Below are 15,716 nucleotides of genomic sequence, written 5' to 3'. Positions count from 1 at the left end.
AATACTTATTTGCATCCCTATGGGTTGGTTAGCGACTAAGTTATCACCACTGTCTCTTACAACAGCTTGGTAACTCATTTTTTCTGGCGTTTGGGCAAACGTGCTTAGCGTTAATAAAACCGCCGCTAAAATTGTGTAAAATTTCTTCATAATTGGTTACGATTAGTTTTTGATGATTTTAAAGGTCTTTAGTTCTTTTTTGTTGTGGCTTACCTTAAGCAAATAGGTGCCTAATTCTAAGGTTCGCATGTCTATTTGCGTGTTAGATTGGGGTGCTTGACCTTGTGATACCGCTCTACCTTGTAAATCATAAAGAACATAGCTCAAACCTATAAATTTGGCGTCGCTTATGGCCAATACCACATAATCTGATGTTGGATTGGGATAGGTCACCGCCGACAGCTTTACGGTGGCTAGTTCTGGGTTGCTCAAGGTAAACAGTTCGATACTTTGTTGTACGCCCTGTGTAACCGTGCCATTTCCTGTATTGGTGGTATACGCCAACTGGCCAACTGAATAACTGGACGAACCGCCACTGCCAGTGGCATCGCCTCCGGAGGCAGGAACGTTTTCTTGTGAATAAATTAATGGTGTAGCAAGTAATAGACAGGCTACGAGTGTAGTGTTTCTCATTTAATTGATTTTTTTTAGATTCGTCTTAAATCAACTCAATGAAAAGGGCAGAAAAAAGTCTAAGAAGAAAGTCTAACTAGATTAGTTGATGGCGAATATAACAAAAGCATTTGAATAATAGTAACTAATAGCAACACAGCGTATAAAACATAGCTATTATAAGCTTTCTAAGAGGTTTTTACTATATTTACAAGGTACGCCCAATTATAAATTTGGCTCGTGCAAAATCCGAAAAGTTAGTGGGCTTCACACGCTACTTTTCATATATGAGATCGCGACCAACACTATGAAAAAATCCATATCTACATGCGTTTTAGTTCTATTTCTTTTTTCATTTATGTGCTGTAAAAGTCAAGAAAACAAAAAAACGGAACGAATTCAAACACCAAAACACTTTAAAATTCTCGATAAAAAAGAAGGAGATTTAGATAACGATGGTGTTTTTGAAAAAGTTATAGTTTACGATACCGAAAAAGAAACGGATATGGGCACGGAAAGGCAAATATACATTTACAAAAAGAACCATAACAAATGGGAATTATGGAAAAAATCAGTTGGAGCCATATTGCCAAGTGAACACGGAGGAATGATGGGAGATCCTTTTGAAGGAATTTCCATTGATAGAAATTGTATTGTAATTAATCATTCAGGAGGCGCTCGTCAAAGATGGCATTATACGCATAGATTTAGGTATCAAAGCGACGCTTTTCAATTAATCGGAGTAACAGTAAATTTTGGTTCTCCTTGTGATAATTTCTTTAATTTTGATTATAATCTATCAAACGGTAAGATTAATTTTGAACAAGAAACAAGCGATTGCATAAATAAAAGTTCGAAAATTGAGAAAAAAGAAATAGTAAAAAAGCTTAAAACCTTGCCAACTATGACCAACTTTTATCCTGGAAATAACAAATTCACCTTTCCTAATTCTGAAACAATAATTTATTATTAAATAAAACACTGTTGGCAACAAACAGTTAAAAACTTATTAATGTTTCACCAAAGTACTTTTAGAGTTTCTATCATATAGTAACCCCGATTTAGCGCTTGCAAAAGACTGTTTTTTTTTTACGCTTTCCTTTGGCAACTATTTGCTCGTAAAGATCTCGGCAAGCCTTCTTTTATTTACGTGCACTAAAACTTCACATAAATACTAAATTCATCAATTTTGCTTAGCCAATTCGCTACGTTTGGGTCCATCTAATTTGAATTTCATAAATTCGTTTTTAAAGCACACCACAAACTCACTTATAGTTATATATGAATGACACCTACTTTATCGCAATAGTAATCACAATCTTAATTTGTCATTTAGTCGCCATAATCGTCGCATACAAAAAGGGAAAATCAACGTTAATAATTCCGTATTTAAATATGGTAATGGTAATCGATATATTTGTTTTTTGGGCTATCACTAGTCCGAATGTAAAAGAGCATAACTTTGAATTTACAGAATTAGCGGTCATCGGTTTGGAAGCATGTATTTTAATATTTGCGTTCTATGCTATTTTTGGTTTTTATAATAAAACGCCCGTCAAAGTCATAAATAGTATTGGATTTGGACTTCATTTATTGGTGACAATAGGCCTACTTTATTATAGGTTAGCATTCAAATTTGATAGACTTTTTTAACGATAAATCACACTTAGCTATGACGATTTTCAACTTTAATATATTGATTTTACTACTTGTATGCATACAACACACAGGATTTGCACAATCAGAAAATAACATGACAAACGATTCTATTACAATACCTTTAGTAGCAGGAAAAAATCTTAGTGTTCAATTTGAAGCATTAGTTATAGAACCTGTTAATCTATTCATTCAATCAAAATTATTAAACACCAACTCACCTCAAATTCAACTCGAATTAAACGTATTTAATAACAACAAAAAATACGCTACTTTTCTCTGGTGTTATGATGCGTTTAGCGACCGTAAAAAAACAAACTACCCAAAAGCTTATCAAAACTATTCTTTTGATTTAAAAATTGAGAAAAACGACGTAGCGTTAGTTGTTACAAAATTAGAATTTGGAAAGCCAATGTTTATTGATTTAGGACAAACCGCTGTTATTGGTAACCTTCAAATTCTATTTAAGGATCATATTGGAGAATGGTCAGAGGACATAAATGGCAATCAGACCGATGCCTTTAATTCGTATCATATGTCATTATCAGAAGACGATGAGCAGAAAACGGTGTCATTTACGTCATTAAATAAACCCGCAGAAAAGGATCTAATTATAGAATGGAAGCATTATAAAATTATGATTTTAGAAGATTCTGAGAAAGCAATAAAGCTAATGGTGGTTAAAAATGATAGGTTATAGAGTTAATATCAAACAAATAATTTCATAAAAAGCCTAATATAAAAATTAGAGTATACCTTCATCCTTCTTATACAAAGTAGGTAAACTAATTTTATAGCGCACGGCAATTAACCTAACGGTCATAACAACCAAACCAACGATAACAAATAAGATGTTTCTATCTTCAAAAAATTGTAACAGCAAGAAATAAGTGATTCCACCCAAAATGCAGGCCGTTGCATAGATTTCTTTTCTGAAAATTACAGGAATTTCATTACATAAAATATCTCTCAATACTCCACCAAAACAGGCTGTCATTGTCCCCATAGCAATACAAATTAAAGGATGTAATCCCGCTATAAGCCCTGTTTCTATACCAACAACCGTATAAAGTGAAATCCCAATAGTATCGAATAAAAAGAGTGATTTTCTGAGGTAGTTAATCCGCTTCCTGAATAATACAGCAAAAAACGCAGAACTAATAATCACATAAACGAAGGTCATATTTCGCATCCATGATACGGGTTCAATGCCAATCATAACATCTCGTAAAGTTCCACCTCCAACAGCTGTCACAAAAGCAATTATTAGGACTCCAAATGGATCCATCCGTTTATTCATGGCTACTAATGCACCAGATATGGCAAAAGCAATAGTTCCTAATATATCTATGACTTGAAAAAACATAGGGTACTTATATTTACATATTTATCAGTCGTGCGAAGGTAGGAATCTAATTTAAAATTCATAGCTAAAAACCTTAAAGACAGTCCTAAGCTTAAGTTAAATGATTCACACACTTTTCCTAATAAAAAAAGAAAAAGCGACTCTCTGAGATCCCAAAACCAGTTTAGGATAAGCGATTCACTCACTTTTTCCGAAAAGGAAAAAGTGGTTCTCTGCTTACATATTCTGAGTATAATAATTATAATCCTTTATAACCGTTGCCACAAAATCTACCGGTTTATCTTGAGTTTCAATCGCCATAATTTTTAATAAGCGATGGTGCAAATTCAGAATAATATTATGATGGCCATTTCTAAGCGCATCATCATACAAATTTTTCACCGTCTGCATATCCTTATCATTTAACACCGTAACCTGACTGTAAGTTGGTACATAATCTACAGGAATATCTTTTATAAGCGTATCATTAATCGTTAAAAGCTGTTTTTCGCTAATTACCGTTGTACCAGCCGCAATATCACCCAAACGCTGCCCGTTTCCTTTTATTAAAATAGTAAATGCAGCCACACCACCTGAGGTTAAAACCACATCTACAATTCGTAAAATCCAACGTACAAAATAATTAGAAAAACTAGGTTTAGACCCGTCTAATTTTACAACTCTCGTTTTCATAAGCACTTTACCAACTGTTTTACCATCCAAAAATGTTTCGAGTAACACATAATATAAAAATGCAGGTAACGACACTAACAAATAAATGGCCCAAGTATCTCCCATGTCCATATTTAAAGTGGTTAAAAGGAGTATCGCAGCAATGCCATACAAAAGAATAATAGCACTATCAATGAGGTAACCAAGCATTCTATCGCCAATACTAGCAACATTTTGATTAATCCCCACATTTTGGGCAGTTTCTATTTGAAATTCATCCATATTTTCTTTTCTTTGAAAGTCTAAAAGGGAATATAATGCGCGAAGCAGCTTTTGTAAAGCAAAATAAAGATAAATGGTTAGAATTTGAAAACATTCTTACAAATAAAACGCAAATAGATCCCGATTTACTTTCTGACCTCTATATTGAAGTTACCGACCATTTAAGCTACGCCAAAACATTTTATGCCAATAGCAATACAGAACGCTATCTCAATCAATTAGCATCTAACGCGCATCAACTTATTTATAAAACGAAGAAAGAACCTAAAAACAGACTGATTTCTTTTTTTAAAACGGAATTCCCCTCGATGTTCTATCAACATCATCGCGAACTTCTCATTGCCTTTTTAACGTTTACCCTTTTTGCAATGGTTGGCGCATTTTCTGCCGCTAGCGAAGACGACTTTGTAAGATCGTTTCTTGGAGATGGTTACGTTAACATGACTATTGATAATATAGAAAAAGGCGATCCTATGGCGGTTTACAAAAAGCAAGGAGAATTCCATATGTTTTTGGGCATAACGCTTAATAATATTAAAGTAGCCCTTATGGCCTTTGGCTATGGCATTCTCTTAGGTGTTGGCACCTTATTTATAATGATGCAAAATGGTATTATGTTAGGCAGTTTTCAATATTTCTTTTACGAACAAGGTTTATTATGGGAATCTGCGCGTACCATTTGGATTCATGGAACCATTGAAATATCCGTAATCATTATAGCAGGTTGTGCTGGTCTAGTTATGGGAAACGGCATGTTGTTTACAGGCACATTACCACGACTAGAAGCTTTTAAACGTGGTGTTATAAATGGTTTAAAAATCTTAATGAGCACCATTCCCTTTTTTATAATTGCAGGTTTTTTAGAAGGTTTCGTTACCAGACATACTGAAATGCCAGATTGGCTCGCCATTTTAATTATTACGAGTTCTCTAGCATTAATCCTATTTTACTACGTAATTTACCCAATTCAACTCCATAGAAAATTAAAACAGAATATAGTATCTAAAAACACCATAGAACTTAACGATAAACCAACCGATTAAACATGAATAAACCCTATATCGAATTTAGAAAGCAGAGAGATTTCAGTAGCATACTTACTGACACCTTTGGCTTTATTAGAAATGAATTTAAACCATTTATAAGAACCATTTTCAATATTGCTGGTCCTGCGATTGTTGTGTTTATGCTATCACTTGCTGCCTATAATTATGTGGCTGGTGATTTATTAAATTTTACAAGATTTAATGAGCCTAGCTTAAACTCCCCTAATGTCTTTGTGACCATTCTCGTTGTCATTGTTTACTTTATTTCCGCAATTGCAGCTTATATTCTTACAGCTTCTACAGTACTATTTTATATTAAATCTTATATAGATCATAAGGGTATTGTGGACGCTACTGAAATAAAAAGTAATGTGCTTAAATCATTTTGGTCGTTTTTTGGACTTAGTTTTTTAAAAGGAGTCACATTGATCATCGCTATAATGCTTTGCTTTGTACCTGTCCTCTACGCCATGGTTCCTATGGCACTTGTATTTAGTATTTATGTTTTTGAACCTAAGCGCTCAACATCCGATGCCTTTAGTCAGAGTTTTACGTTAGCTAATGCTGATTTCTGGACGGCTTTCGGTGTTATTATCATTTTGGGCATCATTTATTACATTCTTCTTATGGTGGTTTCAATTCCATCTGTTATTTATGCACTAGTAAGTACAGGTATTTTTTCTGGAGAAATTGATCCTGCCAACCTCAATACCTTTTCTGCCGATCCGGTGGTTATTATACTTAACGTGTTAAATACGTTCTTTCAGTTTTTATTAAATATCATTTTAATGGTTGCTGGAGCGGTGATTTACTTTCATTTACACGAAAAAGTAAATTTTACTGGCACCTATGATCGTATTAATGAAATTGGAAATACAGAAGACTAAATGTTAGTATACAGATTGCTACTTCTTTGTTTTTGTTTTGGGCAACTTTCTGTTGCGCAACAAAGTGAGCAATCCGTAAGGTTTGATGATAGTACACTTGAAAAACAAGAAATAACCGAAGACGATTTAGAAGCCTATAAAGCCGATAAGGATTTTAACTATACAGAAGTTGAACCTGAAGAAAATTTCTTAGACAAAGCGTATCGCTGGCTTCAAAATATACTTAGCAAGTTTTGGGAAGCCATATTTGGCGTGGGTACGGCTTCTGGCTTTCTGTACTTTGTTTTTAAAATTCTACCCTATTTATTATTAGCCTTTTTACTATTCTTATTAATTCGGTTTTTCTTAAAAGTGAATTCGAATAACCTCATAGCAAAAAGCAGAAAACAAGGTTCTATTTTGTTTACCGAAGAAGAACAAATTATAAAGAATGAAGATATTCCTGCGTTAATAAATGAAGCCATTCAACAGAACAATTACAGATTAGCCATTCGCTATTATTACCTATTGTCTTTAAAATATTTAACCGAAACCGATCATATTTCTTGGCAACCACAAAAAACAAATGAAGATTATATCAATGAAATTAATAAGGAACTTTTAAAAGCCGATTTCAAAAATATCACCAGAATTTATGATTACGTATGGTACGGTGAGTTTAATATCGATGTTGCAAAATTTGAAACGTTAAAACTTCCTTTTGAACATTTAAATACTACAATTACATCACCTTGAGCAAAAAAGGAAAACTATATATCATCCTTGTAGCATTTACCATTTTGGCTATCGTTGTTCTAGAAATGAACAAACCGAAGGCTATAAATTGGTTTCCTTCTTATGCAACGCATCATAAAATTCCTTTTGGCACGTATGTGTTTAACAACCAATTAAAACGCGTTGCAGACTCTGTTTCTATTGTAGACCGTCCACCTTTTGAATATTTAAAAAATAATGACATCAATGGTACATATTTGTTTTATAATGGGGGTATTGAATTTGGAAAAGAAGAATTAAATAGCCTTTTAGATTGGGTTTCTAGTGGAAACACACTTATTGTTGCTGCGGTAAATTTTGAAGAAAAATTACTAGACACTTTAAATCTTAATACGCAATCTGTTAATACGTTTGATAATTTTAATAACGAATACCAAGTTAAACTGGTAAATCCCGCAATAGACGACTCTCAAACTTATAAGTACGATCGCTCAACAACATTCTTCCACTTTAATAAAATCGATACCTTAAAAACATCGGTTATTGGTCTTATTGATACGTATAGAGGTGAAAATAGGCCCATGGAGGACACTTTAATTAACACTATAAAACAACCTTTTGGGGAGGGTGAGATTATACTTAGCACCTTTCCGCAGGCATTTACCAACTACTTTATATTACAATCACCAAATCAAGATTATACCGCCGGACTTTTATCTTATATAGACACTTCCAAACCTGTATACGTGGATACCTATTACAAAACCGGAAAGACATTTTACACCTCACCAATGTATTTGTTTTTAAATACAAAATCTTTAAAATGGGCTTATTATTTAATACTGATTGCTGCTTTAATCTATATTATTTTTGAAGGTAAGCGAAAACAACGTGCGATTCCGATTGTGAAATCGTTGAAAAATCAGACTGTAGATTTTACAAGAACTATTGCCAACATGTATTATGAAAGTGGAAAACACAAAGACATTTCACAACATAAAGTGCATCATTTTTTAGAGTATATTAGAAACACATTACACCTTTCGACTGCAGAAATAAACACCAGTTTTATAAATAATTTAGCTGCGCGAAGTAATAACACGGTAGATGATACGAAGGCTTTATTTCAACTTATTGAAAGTTTGAATCAGAAGAATGACATCAGTCCTACGGAATTAGAAAGGCTAAACACCTTAATAGAACAATTTAAATCCCATAATCAATGGAAGAAAACGAAACAGTAAACGACGACTTAAATTTTGATAATCGCATTCAATTAGAAGATTTAAAAAATGCCGTAGAAAGCATTAAAAGTGAGTTAGGAAAAGTCATCATTGGGCAAGATCATTTTGTAGAATTACTTATCGTAGCCTTATTAGCCGATGGCCATGTTTTAATTGAAGGTGTTCCGGGAATTGCAAAAACAGTGACCGCAAAACTATTCGCCAAAGTTTTAAAAACTGAGTTTAGCCGAATTCAATTTACTCCAGATTTGATGCCAAGTGATGTTTTGGGAACTTCGATTTTGAATATGAAATCTTCGGAGTTTGAATTTAAAAAAGGACCTATTTTTTCGAACATTGTTTTAATTGACGAAATCAACAGAGCTCCTGCAAAAACGCAAGCGGCTTTATTTGAAACTATGGAAGAGCGCCAGGCAACAATTGATGGCACAACGTATCCATTTAATAATCCGTTTATGGTGCTTGCAACCCAAAACCCAATTGAGCAAGAAGGAACCTATGCTTTACCAGAAGCGCAATTAGACCGTTTTATCTTTAAAATTAAAGTGGATTATCCGTCTTTAGAAGATGAAATTAAAATTATTGCCTCTCATCACGAGCGTAAAGGTGAGAAACCACAAACACGGATTAATCCTATTTTAGATGTCGCTTCATTAGAAGATTACAAAAGCAAAACGCAGTCTGTTCTCGTTGAAGAAAAGATTATAAAATATATCGCAGAGGTGGTTTCAAAAACTCGAAATCATCCGCATTTATATCTTGGTGGTTCGCCAAGAGCATCTATTGCAATTCTTAATACAGCCAAAGCATTTGCTGCTATAAATGGTCGTGATTTTGTGATTCCTGAAGATGTAAAAAAATCATTAAATCCGGTATTAAATCACCGTATCATTCTAACTCCAGAACGCGAAATGGAAGGTATGACTACCGAAAATGTCATTGAAATGATTGTGCAATCGGTTGAAGTGCCGCGTTAGTGAATAGTGAATAGTGAATAGTGAATAGTGAATAGTGAATAGTGAATAGTGAATAGTGAAAAACTAAAAGTTAAGAGTTATGAGAGAGTCTATTTTACGCAATAAAAGTTACGACTTTGCATTAAACATAGTGGAACTCTATAAAACTTTAGCTTCTGATAAAAGAGAATTTATATTATCGAAACAATTAATGAGAAGCGGAACCTCGATAGGAGCAAACATAAGAGAAGCAGAATTTGCGCAATCTAGTAAAGATTTCATTCACAAAATGAGTATTGCTTTAAAAGAAGCAAATGAAACTGATTATTGGCTATCTATTCTAAAAGACTCAAACTATATATCAATTCAATCATTTGAAACACTTTGCAATAAGAATCAAGAATTAATAAGAATGTTGGTATCTACAATTAAAACCATGAAGAATAAAGCTTAAATAGATTAACTGTTTTTACACTTTTAACTCATAACTATTAGCCCTTAACTGATTATGAATTTTTTAAAATCATTATACATACACAGCCAGCTCTATATTTATATAGCTATGGCTTCGGTGTGCTTTCTTTTATCGTTTTGGTTGCCTGTGTTATATGCTGTGGCTTGGATAGTGACTATTATTATAGCAGTACTGCTACTTATAGATTTATTTCTACTCTACCAACCAAAAAATGCTATTAATGCACGGCGAATTCTACCAGATAAGTTTTCCAATAGCGATAATAATCCTGTGCCAATTACCATCACCAACAAGTATGGTTTTAAAACGTATATCGATGTTATAGATGAGTTACCTGTACAATTTCAGAAACGTGATTTTCTTTATCAAACATCTTTAAACCCCAATCAAAACTACGACTTTCAATATTTAGTAAGACCTGTAGATCGTGGTGAGTATTATTTTGGTCACCTTAATATATTTGTGTCTTCGGTTCTAAAAATCATAAAACGCAAGTATAAGTTTCAAAATCAGCAAATGGTAATGGTCTACCCTTCCATTATTCAAATGCAAAAATACGATTTTCTAGCGATCAGTAATTCATTGACTGAGTTTGGTTTAAAGAAGATAAGACGTATTGGGAACACTTCAGAATTTGAGCAAATTAAAGACTATATTCCTGGTGACGATTTTAGAACCGTAAATTGGAAAGCGACAGCAAAACGTGGCCAATTGATGGTGAATCAATATCAAGATGAAAAATCGCAACCCATCTACTCTATTATCGATACTGGCAGAATAATGAAAATGCCTTTTAACGGTTTAAAACTGTTGGATTACGCTATCAATTCAACTTTAGCATTTAGTAATGTGGCCTTAAAAAAGCACGATAAAGTTGGGATGATTAGCTTTTCAAAAAAGATAGAATCCTTCTTACCTGCCATTCAGAAGATCACCTATCTCAATCGTATTTTAGAAAACCTATACAATATTGATACGCAATTTAATGATAGTGATTTCGGTCTGCTTTACGCGCAATTAAAACGAAAAGTCACACACCGTAGCTTACTTTTATTATACACTAATTTTGAACACATCAGTGCTTTAAAACGACAGATGCCATATTTACAAGCCATTTCTAAAAAGCACATGCTTGTTGTGGTTTTATTTGAAAATACAGAATTAGACACCATATTAAATGAGAATGCCGAAGATCTACAATCTATATATCATAAAACTATTGCCGAAAAATTTGCTTTCGAAAAGCGACTAATGGTTAAAGAACTTCAAAAACATGGTATTCAATCTATTTTAACGGCTCCTGAGAATTTGACCATTAATACCATTAATAAGTATTTGGAGATTAAGGCGCGGGGACTTTTGTAGGTGGTGATTAGTGATTAGTGATTAGTGATTAGTGATTAGTGATTAGTGATTAGTGATTAGTGATTAGTGATTAGTGATTAGTGATTAGTGATTAGTGAAAAATTAAAAATTCACACGCTACTTTTTAACTCATAACTCTTAACTTTCAACTCTTAACTTTCAACTCTTAACTCTGAACTCTCAACTCATAACTATTAACTCCCAACTATCAACTCACAACTCACAACTATAAACTCACAACTAACAACTCTCAACTCTCAACTCTCAACTCTCAACTCTCAACTCACAACTCACAACCAAACAACAGTCCATCCTATAAAAATTACAGTTCGGTAATTACAATTATAAGAATTGAAGCGTTTATGGGATATTTGAATCATCAACAAAAACGAACAGTAGTTCACTAACCATTAAAACGCTTACTCATGAAAAAATTAATCTTAACATTCGCATTAGCTTTAACTTCAATCATCGGGTTTTCTCAAAATGAAGGAGCAACAATCACTATCACCATTGATAATGTAAAAAGTGATAACGGAAAAGTATTAACCTCGTTACACAATTCAGAGACGTTTATGAAAGGTAAAGGAGTTATGGATACAGAAACTGAAATAAAAGACGGAAAAGTAACCATTACATTTAAAAACGTACTACCTGGAGAATATGCAATAATGACGCTACATGATGAAAATGACAATAAACGCATGGATTTTCAAGACAACGGAATGCCTTTAGAATCTTATGGTGTTTCTAATAACGTTATGTCATTTGGACCACCTAATTACGGTGACGCTAAATTTAAAGTTGCAGATAAAGATTTGGAAATGAATATTCGTTTCTAAAATCACATATTTAAGCCTTAACTATTTGTCAGTTTGAGCGCAGTCGAAAACCTTATGAATATAATTTTCATAGCATTTCGACTGCGCTCAATGTGACACATCAATCAAAACAAAAAAAGACTGCTAATTAGCAGTCTTTTTCTATTTTAAAATAATTCAATCTTAAACCGTTTCACCCAACCAAGCTTTCATCATCCAAACTGTTTTTTCTTGTTCGGTAATAAAATCACTCATCATAGAATTAGTTCCTTCGTCATTAGCATCACCTGCAGCTTCTAAAATAGAACGTTCCATTTTTAATAATTCTGAAAGTGAATCTACAATTAATTGAACTGCTTTTTCATCCTTAGAAATATTTTTACCTACAGGTACTTTTGCTGCTTTTGTGTAATCTTCAAACGTATGAAGCGGTGTGGCACCTAACGTTAAAATACGTTCAGCTATTTCATCTACCTTTAAATTGGCATCCGTGTATAATTCTTCAAATTTCACATGAAGATCAAAAAAACCACGCCCTTTAATATTCCAGTGAATACCTCTTAAGTTCTGATAATACAATTGAAAATTTGCTAATAATTGATTTAAATCATCAGCTAATCCTTTTGTTTTTACGGTATCTAAACCTATGCTATTTAGTTTCATAATCGTTGATTTTTAATTTATTCAAATTTACAACACAATTAGGACTCCTACGCATAGCTTTTATGAATAGTTTTTATACTTTTATAGCCTAAATTAATAGTTATGACGATTACACAACTAAAATACGCTCTAGCCATTGCAGAGCATAAGAATTTTACGAAAGCAGCAGAAAAATGTTTTGTAACGCAACCTACTTTAAGCACACAAATTCAGAAATTAGAAGACGAATTAGATATCATTATTTTTGATAGAAGTAAAAAACCGATAGAATTAACTGACGTTGGACGTAAAATTGTATATCAAGCTCGGAATATTGTTAATGAAGCCGATAGAATTCAAGATATCGTAGATCAGCAAAAAGGATTTATAGGAGGCGAGTTTCGATTGGGCATTATCCCAACCATAATGCCAACGCTTTTACCTATGTTTTTGAAGAGTTTTATTAAAAAATATCCAAAGGTTAAATTAAAAATTGAAGAGTTAACCACTGAAGAAATTTTAACGCGCCTTAGTGATGGTCATTTAGATGCAGCAATCGCAGCAACACCATTAGAAAGCGACAATATAAAAGAACGCGTTTTATATTACGAACCTTTCGTAGCTTATATCCCTGAAAATCATCGTTTAAAAGACAAAAAAGTTATTGAAGTTTCAGATTTAAGCATCGATGATATGTTGCTATTAGAAGACGGACACTGTTTTAGAGATGGAGTCATCAATCTCTGTAAAACATTTAAAGATCAAATGGATGAAAATTTCCAACTTGAAAGTGGCAGCATAGAAACCTTAATAAAATTATCTAACGAAGGTATGGGAATGACACTACTTCCGTATTTACACACCTTAGATGTCAAAGAAAAACTGGGGCCTAATTTAAGACACTTTAAAGAACCGTCTCCAGCGAGAGAAGTCAGTATTATTTATCACAAAAGTGAATTAAAAATGCAAATTATAGATGCGATGCACAATGTTATTTCAGGAATTATTCGTGGTGCTATAGCCTTTCAGAATGTAGAAATTATTAGTCCGAAAGCCAAATAGACTCAACACGTCTATTGTGATTTCACAATGAGATGAATTACAAAACAAGCGTCCTGATAAATATCAGGACGCTTGTTTTATATTATGCCTTTAAATAAATTAAGCATTGATTTAAATCTGGGTTTTGATTGATTAAGGACTGAATAAAGATTCTTAATTCTTCAAGTTCGTGAGGCAGTAAACGTCTTACTGCTTTTTGCACTTCCTTACAGAATAATGTCGCATCAAAACTCACTTTGCTAAGTACAGTTTTAGTGTACTCGTACATTGCTCGCGCCATAGTTATTTTTAAGTTTTTAGGTTAACAAAAAGTAATTTTTTATCTATACGCTATTGTTTCAATTCTGACTTAAAGATAGCAAAATATACTAATGAAATTCACTTTCCAGAAAAGTTTAACAGCTTGTTATGTTAAAAGTCTGAAATTATGCGATGAAGCCTGTACTTTTTAAAGGGCAATTATCACACCTCAACAAACTAAATACCAAACCATTACATAAATCAAATTCTTAAAACCGATTATCACCATCTAATAAATCACCTAAGCCACCGAGAATACTGCCTTCTCCTTTAGATTTTCCTCCTCTTGGAACAGAAGCTAAAACTCTGCCTGCTAACCTACTAAATGGTAAGGATTGAATATACACTTTTCCTGGCCCTTGAAGTTTAGCAAAAAACAAACCTTCTCCTCCAAAAATTGAGTTCTTAATACCTCCTATAAATTCTATATCGTAATCTATACCTTGTGTAAAACCGATAATACATCCTGTATCTACACGTAGAGTTTCTCCTGCTGCCAAGGTCTTCACTGCAGTGGTTCCACCTGCATGTACAAATGCCATTCCATCACCTTCTAACTTCTGCATTATAAAGCCTTCACCACCAAAAAGTCCTCGTCCTAATTTTTTAGAAAACTCAATGCCCACGCTCACTCCTTTTGCGGCACAAAGAAAGGCATCTTTTTGGCATATAAATTTTCCGCCATACTCTGTTAAGTCTATTGGAATAATTTTTCCAGGATACGGAGAGGCAAAAGATACATTACGTTTACCTGTAAGATCGTTGTAAAAGGCTGTCATAAATAAACTTTCTCCTGTAAGAATACGTTTTCCTGCTCCTAATATTTTCCCTAAAAAGGTGGAATCGTTTTGAGAACCGTCTCCAAAAATAGTATCCATTTTAATACCATCGTCCATCATCATAAAACTTCCCGATTCTGCAATAACCCCTTCTTGAGGATCTAATTCTATTTCTACGTATTGCATTTCTTCACCGTAAATGCGGTAGTCAATTTCGTGTGCTGTCATAATTTTTTTGATTTTTTAAGATTGATTCTTCTATAGGTTGTTCAAAATCTAATAATGTTACAGTTCAATTCATGAAGCTATTACTGTGATAATCATGCGGCGCTAACTCTAAGATTACGATTTCACTTTTAACGTCCATTCAAAATTAAAACTTGAGACCTCTACTCCATCTGCATTAACTCCATTAGACTTTAACCAAACCGTTTGGCCTTCTCCTGTTTCAATAGTCTTATTTATAGCGTCGTCTATTTTATGCCCTTCATTACAAGTAAACGTAATTCTACCTGTAGCCTTTTTTGTAAATGAGGCATTATTAGAAGCCACTAACATGGATATTTTTTTACCGCTTCCTTTAATCTTTTTCATCACTAATGCTCCGGTTGTTAATTCGGCAGCCATACCTTGTACAGCCCAAAACATAGAATTAAATGGATTTTGATTGACCCAACGGTGTTTTACAGAAACCACACAGGAGTTCTCCTTTAACTCCTTAGTTCTAACACCTGTAAAAAAGGCGGCAGGTAACTTAAACATTAAGAATTTATTCAGTTTAGAGGGGGTGATATTCATAACTACTGTTCTATTTTACCACTAAAATAAGCGAAAATATCAGACCTAACTAATGTTAAA

The 15,716-nt window shown here is 33.4% G+C and carries 18 protein-coding genes; 11 read left to right on the top strand and 7 right to left on the bottom strand.

Annotated features, from left to right (window positions below):
• Positions 1-162 precede the first annotated feature (162 nt).
• Positions 163-633: a T9SS type A sorting domain-containing protein gene (locus DFQ09_RS11235; RefSeq protein ID WP_115810342.1), complete on the bottom strand. Its 471-nt coding sequence runs from the start codon at positions 631-633 to the stop codon at positions 163-165.
• A 286-nt stretch (positions 634-919) separates the two neighbouring features.
• Between DFQ09_RS11235 and DFQ09_RS11230 the strand changes: the two genes are divergently transcribed.
• Positions 920-1,585, top strand: coding sequence for a hypothetical protein (locus tag DFQ09_RS11230; protein ID WP_115810340.1), 666 nt, complete (start codon positions 920-922; stop codon positions 1,583-1,585).
• A 780-nt stretch (positions 1,586-2,365) separates the two neighbouring features.
• On the top strand, positions 2,366-2,968 hold the full coding sequence (locus tag DFQ09_RS11220) for a hypothetical protein (RefSeq protein ID WP_115810336.1): 603 nt from the start codon (positions 2,366-2,368) through the stop codon (positions 2,966-2,968).
• Positions 2,969-3,013: 45 nt separating this feature from the next.
• On the opposite strand, the gene DFQ09_RS11215 is transcribed toward DFQ09_RS11220, so the two are convergent.
• Positions 3,014-3,634, bottom strand: coding sequence for a trimeric intracellular cation channel family protein (locus DFQ09_RS11215; protein ID WP_115810334.1), 621 nt, complete (start codon positions 3,632-3,634; stop codon positions 3,014-3,016).
• 216 nt (positions 3,635-3,850) lie between these two features.
• Entirely contained in the window at positions 3,851-4,567 is a 717-nt protein-coding gene (locus tag DFQ09_RS11205) for an RDD family protein (RefSeq protein WP_115810330.1), read from the bottom strand.
• Between the two features lie 35 nt (positions 4,568-4,602).
• Here DFQ09_RS11205 and DFQ09_RS11200 point away from each other — a divergent pair, with 35 nt between their 5' ends.
• The 8 genes from DFQ09_RS11200 (at position 4,603) to DFQ09_RS11165 (ending at position 12,096) form a co-directional block, all read left to right on the top strand.
• Positions 4,603-5,610 carry a stage II sporulation protein M gene (locus DFQ09_RS11200; protein ID WP_115810328.1) on the top strand — a complete coding sequence of 336 codons (1,008 nt, stop codon included), beginning with the start codon at positions 4,603-4,605 and terminating at the stop codon, positions 5,608-5,610.
• A gap of 2 nt (positions 5,611-5,612) precedes the next feature.
• Positions 5,613-6,500: a hypothetical protein gene (locus DFQ09_RS11195; RefSeq protein WP_115810326.1), complete on the top strand. Its 888-nt coding sequence runs from the start codon at positions 5,613-5,615 to the stop codon at positions 6,498-6,500.
• A complete protein-coding gene (locus tag DFQ09_RS11190) occupies positions 6,501-7,235 on the top strand; it encodes a DUF4129 domain-containing protein (RefSeq protein WP_115810324.1) in 735 nt (244 codons plus the stop codon).
• Positions 7,232-8,458: a DUF4350 domain-containing protein gene (locus tag DFQ09_RS11185; protein ID WP_115810322.1), complete on the top strand. Its 1,227-nt coding sequence runs from the start codon at positions 7,232-7,234 to the stop codon at positions 8,456-8,458. The genes DFQ09_RS11190 and DFQ09_RS11185 overlap by 4 nt, the downstream gene beginning before the upstream one ends.
• Positions 8,437-9,435, top strand: coding sequence for an AAA family ATPase (locus DFQ09_RS11180; RefSeq protein ID WP_115810320.1), 999 nt, complete (start codon positions 8,437-8,439; stop codon positions 9,433-9,435). Before DFQ09_RS11185 ends, DFQ09_RS11180 begins: the two co-directional genes overlap by 22 nt.
• A 79-nt stretch (positions 9,436-9,514) precedes the next feature.
• On the top strand, positions 9,515-9,868 hold the full coding sequence (locus DFQ09_RS11175) for a four helix bundle protein (protein WP_115810318.1): 354 nt from the start codon (positions 9,515-9,517) through the stop codon (positions 9,866-9,868).
• A gap of 54 nt (positions 9,869-9,922) precedes the next feature.
• Entirely contained in the window at positions 9,923-11,254 is a 1,332-nt protein-coding gene (locus DFQ09_RS11170) for a DUF58 domain-containing protein (RefSeq protein WP_115810316.1), read from the top strand.
• A gap of 425 nt (positions 11,255-11,679) precedes the next feature.
• Positions 11,680-12,096 carry a DUF2141 domain-containing protein gene (locus tag DFQ09_RS11165; protein ID WP_115810314.1) on the top strand — a complete coding sequence of 139 codons (417 nt, stop codon included), beginning with the start codon at positions 11,680-11,682 and terminating at the stop codon, positions 12,094-12,096.
• Positions 12,097-12,258: 162 nt separating this feature from the next.
• Here DFQ09_RS11165 and DFQ09_RS11160 read toward each other — a convergent pair whose 3' ends face one another.
• Positions 12,259-12,738 carry a Dps family protein gene (locus DFQ09_RS11160; protein WP_115810312.1) on the bottom strand — a complete coding sequence of 160 codons (480 nt, stop codon included), beginning with the start codon at positions 12,736-12,738 and terminating at the stop codon, positions 12,259-12,261.
• Between the two features lie 102 nt (positions 12,739-12,840).
• On the opposite strand from DFQ09_RS11160, the gene DFQ09_RS11155 reads away from it, so the two are divergent.
• Positions 12,841-13,779: a LysR substrate-binding domain-containing protein gene (locus DFQ09_RS11155; protein ID WP_115810310.1), complete on the top strand. Its 939-nt coding sequence runs from the start codon at positions 12,841-12,843 to the stop codon at positions 13,777-13,779.
• A gap of 82 nt (positions 13,780-13,861) precedes the next feature.
• Here the strand turns inward: DFQ09_RS11155 and DFQ09_RS11150 are convergent, their stop codons facing one another.
• The 3 genes from DFQ09_RS11150 to DFQ09_RS11140 form a co-directional block, all read right to left on the bottom strand.
• Entirely contained in the window at positions 13,862-14,059 is a 198-nt protein-coding gene (locus DFQ09_RS11150; RefSeq protein ID WP_020896136.1) for a hypothetical protein, read from the bottom strand.
• A gap of 229 nt (positions 14,060-14,288) precedes the next feature.
• Entirely contained in the window at positions 14,289-15,086 is a 798-nt protein-coding gene (locus DFQ09_RS11145; RefSeq protein ID WP_115810308.1) for a TIGR00266 family protein, read from the bottom strand.
• A 114-nt stretch (positions 15,087-15,200) separates the two neighbouring features.
• Positions 15,201-15,656 (bottom strand): DUF4442 domain-containing protein, encoded by a 456-nt coding sequence (locus tag DFQ09_RS11140; RefSeq protein WP_115810306.1) that lies wholly within the window; start codon positions 15,654-15,656, stop codon positions 15,201-15,203.
• Between the last annotated feature and the right edge of the window lie 60 nt (positions 15,657-15,716).

This window comes from Winogradskyella pacifica (assembly GCF_003386275.1).
Taxonomy (GTDB): domain Bacteria; phylum Bacteroidota; class Bacteroidia; order Flavobacteriales; family Flavobacteriaceae; genus Winogradskyella; species Winogradskyella pacifica.
The sequence above is the reverse complement of the archived record's forward strand: the minus strand, read 5'-3'. Positions and strand labels throughout refer to the sequence as shown.

Coding starts and splice junctions, on each gene's coding strand:
- DFQ09_RS11235 (WP_115810342.1), bottom strand. CDS start 633: ATGAGAAACACTACACTCGTAGCCTGTCTATTACTTGCTACACCATTA.
- DFQ09_RS11230 (WP_115810340.1), top strand. CDS start 920: ATGAAAAAATCCATATCTACATGCGTTTTAGTTCTATTTCTTTTTTCA.
- DFQ09_RS11220 (WP_115810336.1), top strand. CDS start 2,366: ATGACAAACGATTCTATTACAATACCTTTAGTAGCAGGAAAAAATCTT.
- DFQ09_RS11215 (WP_115810334.1), bottom strand. CDS start 3,634: ATGTTTTTTCAAGTCATAGATATATTAGGAACTATTGCTTTTGCCATA.
- DFQ09_RS11205 (WP_115810330.1), bottom strand. CDS start 4,567: ATGGATGAATTTCAAATAGAAACTGCCCAAAATGTGGGGATTAATCAA.
- DFQ09_RS11200 (WP_115810328.1), top strand. CDS start 4,603: ATGCGCGAAGCAGCTTTTGTAAAGCAAAATAAAGATAAATGGTTAGAA.
- DFQ09_RS11195 (WP_115810326.1), top strand. CDS start 5,613: ATGAATAAACCCTATATCGAATTTAGAAAGCAGAGAGATTTCAGTAGC.
- DFQ09_RS11190 (WP_115810324.1), top strand. CDS start 6,501: ATGTTAGTATACAGATTGCTACTTCTTTGTTTTTGTTTTGGGCAACTT.
- DFQ09_RS11180 (WP_115810320.1), top strand. CDS start 8,437: ATGGAAGAAAACGAAACAGTAAACGACGACTTAAATTTTGATAATCGC.
- DFQ09_RS11175 (WP_115810318.1), top strand. CDS start 9,515: ATGAGAGAGTCTATTTTACGCAATAAAAGTTACGACTTTGCATTAAAC.
- DFQ09_RS11170 (WP_115810316.1), top strand. CDS start 9,923: ATGAATTTTTTAAAATCATTATACATACACAGCCAGCTCTATATTTAT.
- DFQ09_RS11165 (WP_115810314.1), top strand. CDS start 11,680: ATGAAAAAATTAATCTTAACATTCGCATTAGCTTTAACTTCAATCATC.
- DFQ09_RS11160 (WP_115810312.1), bottom strand. CDS start 12,738: ATGAAACTAAATAGCATAGGTTTAGATACCGTAAAAACAAAAGGATTA.
- DFQ09_RS11155 (WP_115810310.1), top strand. CDS start 12,841: ATGACGATTACACAACTAAAATACGCTCTAGCCATTGCAGAGCATAAG.
- DFQ09_RS11150 (WP_020896136.1), bottom strand. CDS start 14,059: ATGGCGCGAGCAATGTACGAGTACACTAAAACTGTACTTAGCAAAGTG.
- DFQ09_RS11145 (WP_115810308.1), bottom strand. CDS start 15,086: ATGACAGCACACGAAATTGACTACCGCATTTACGGTGAAGAAATGCAA.
- DFQ09_RS11140 (WP_115810306.1), bottom strand. CDS start 15,656: ATGAATATCACCCCCTCTAAACTGAATAAATTCTTAATGTTTAAGTTA.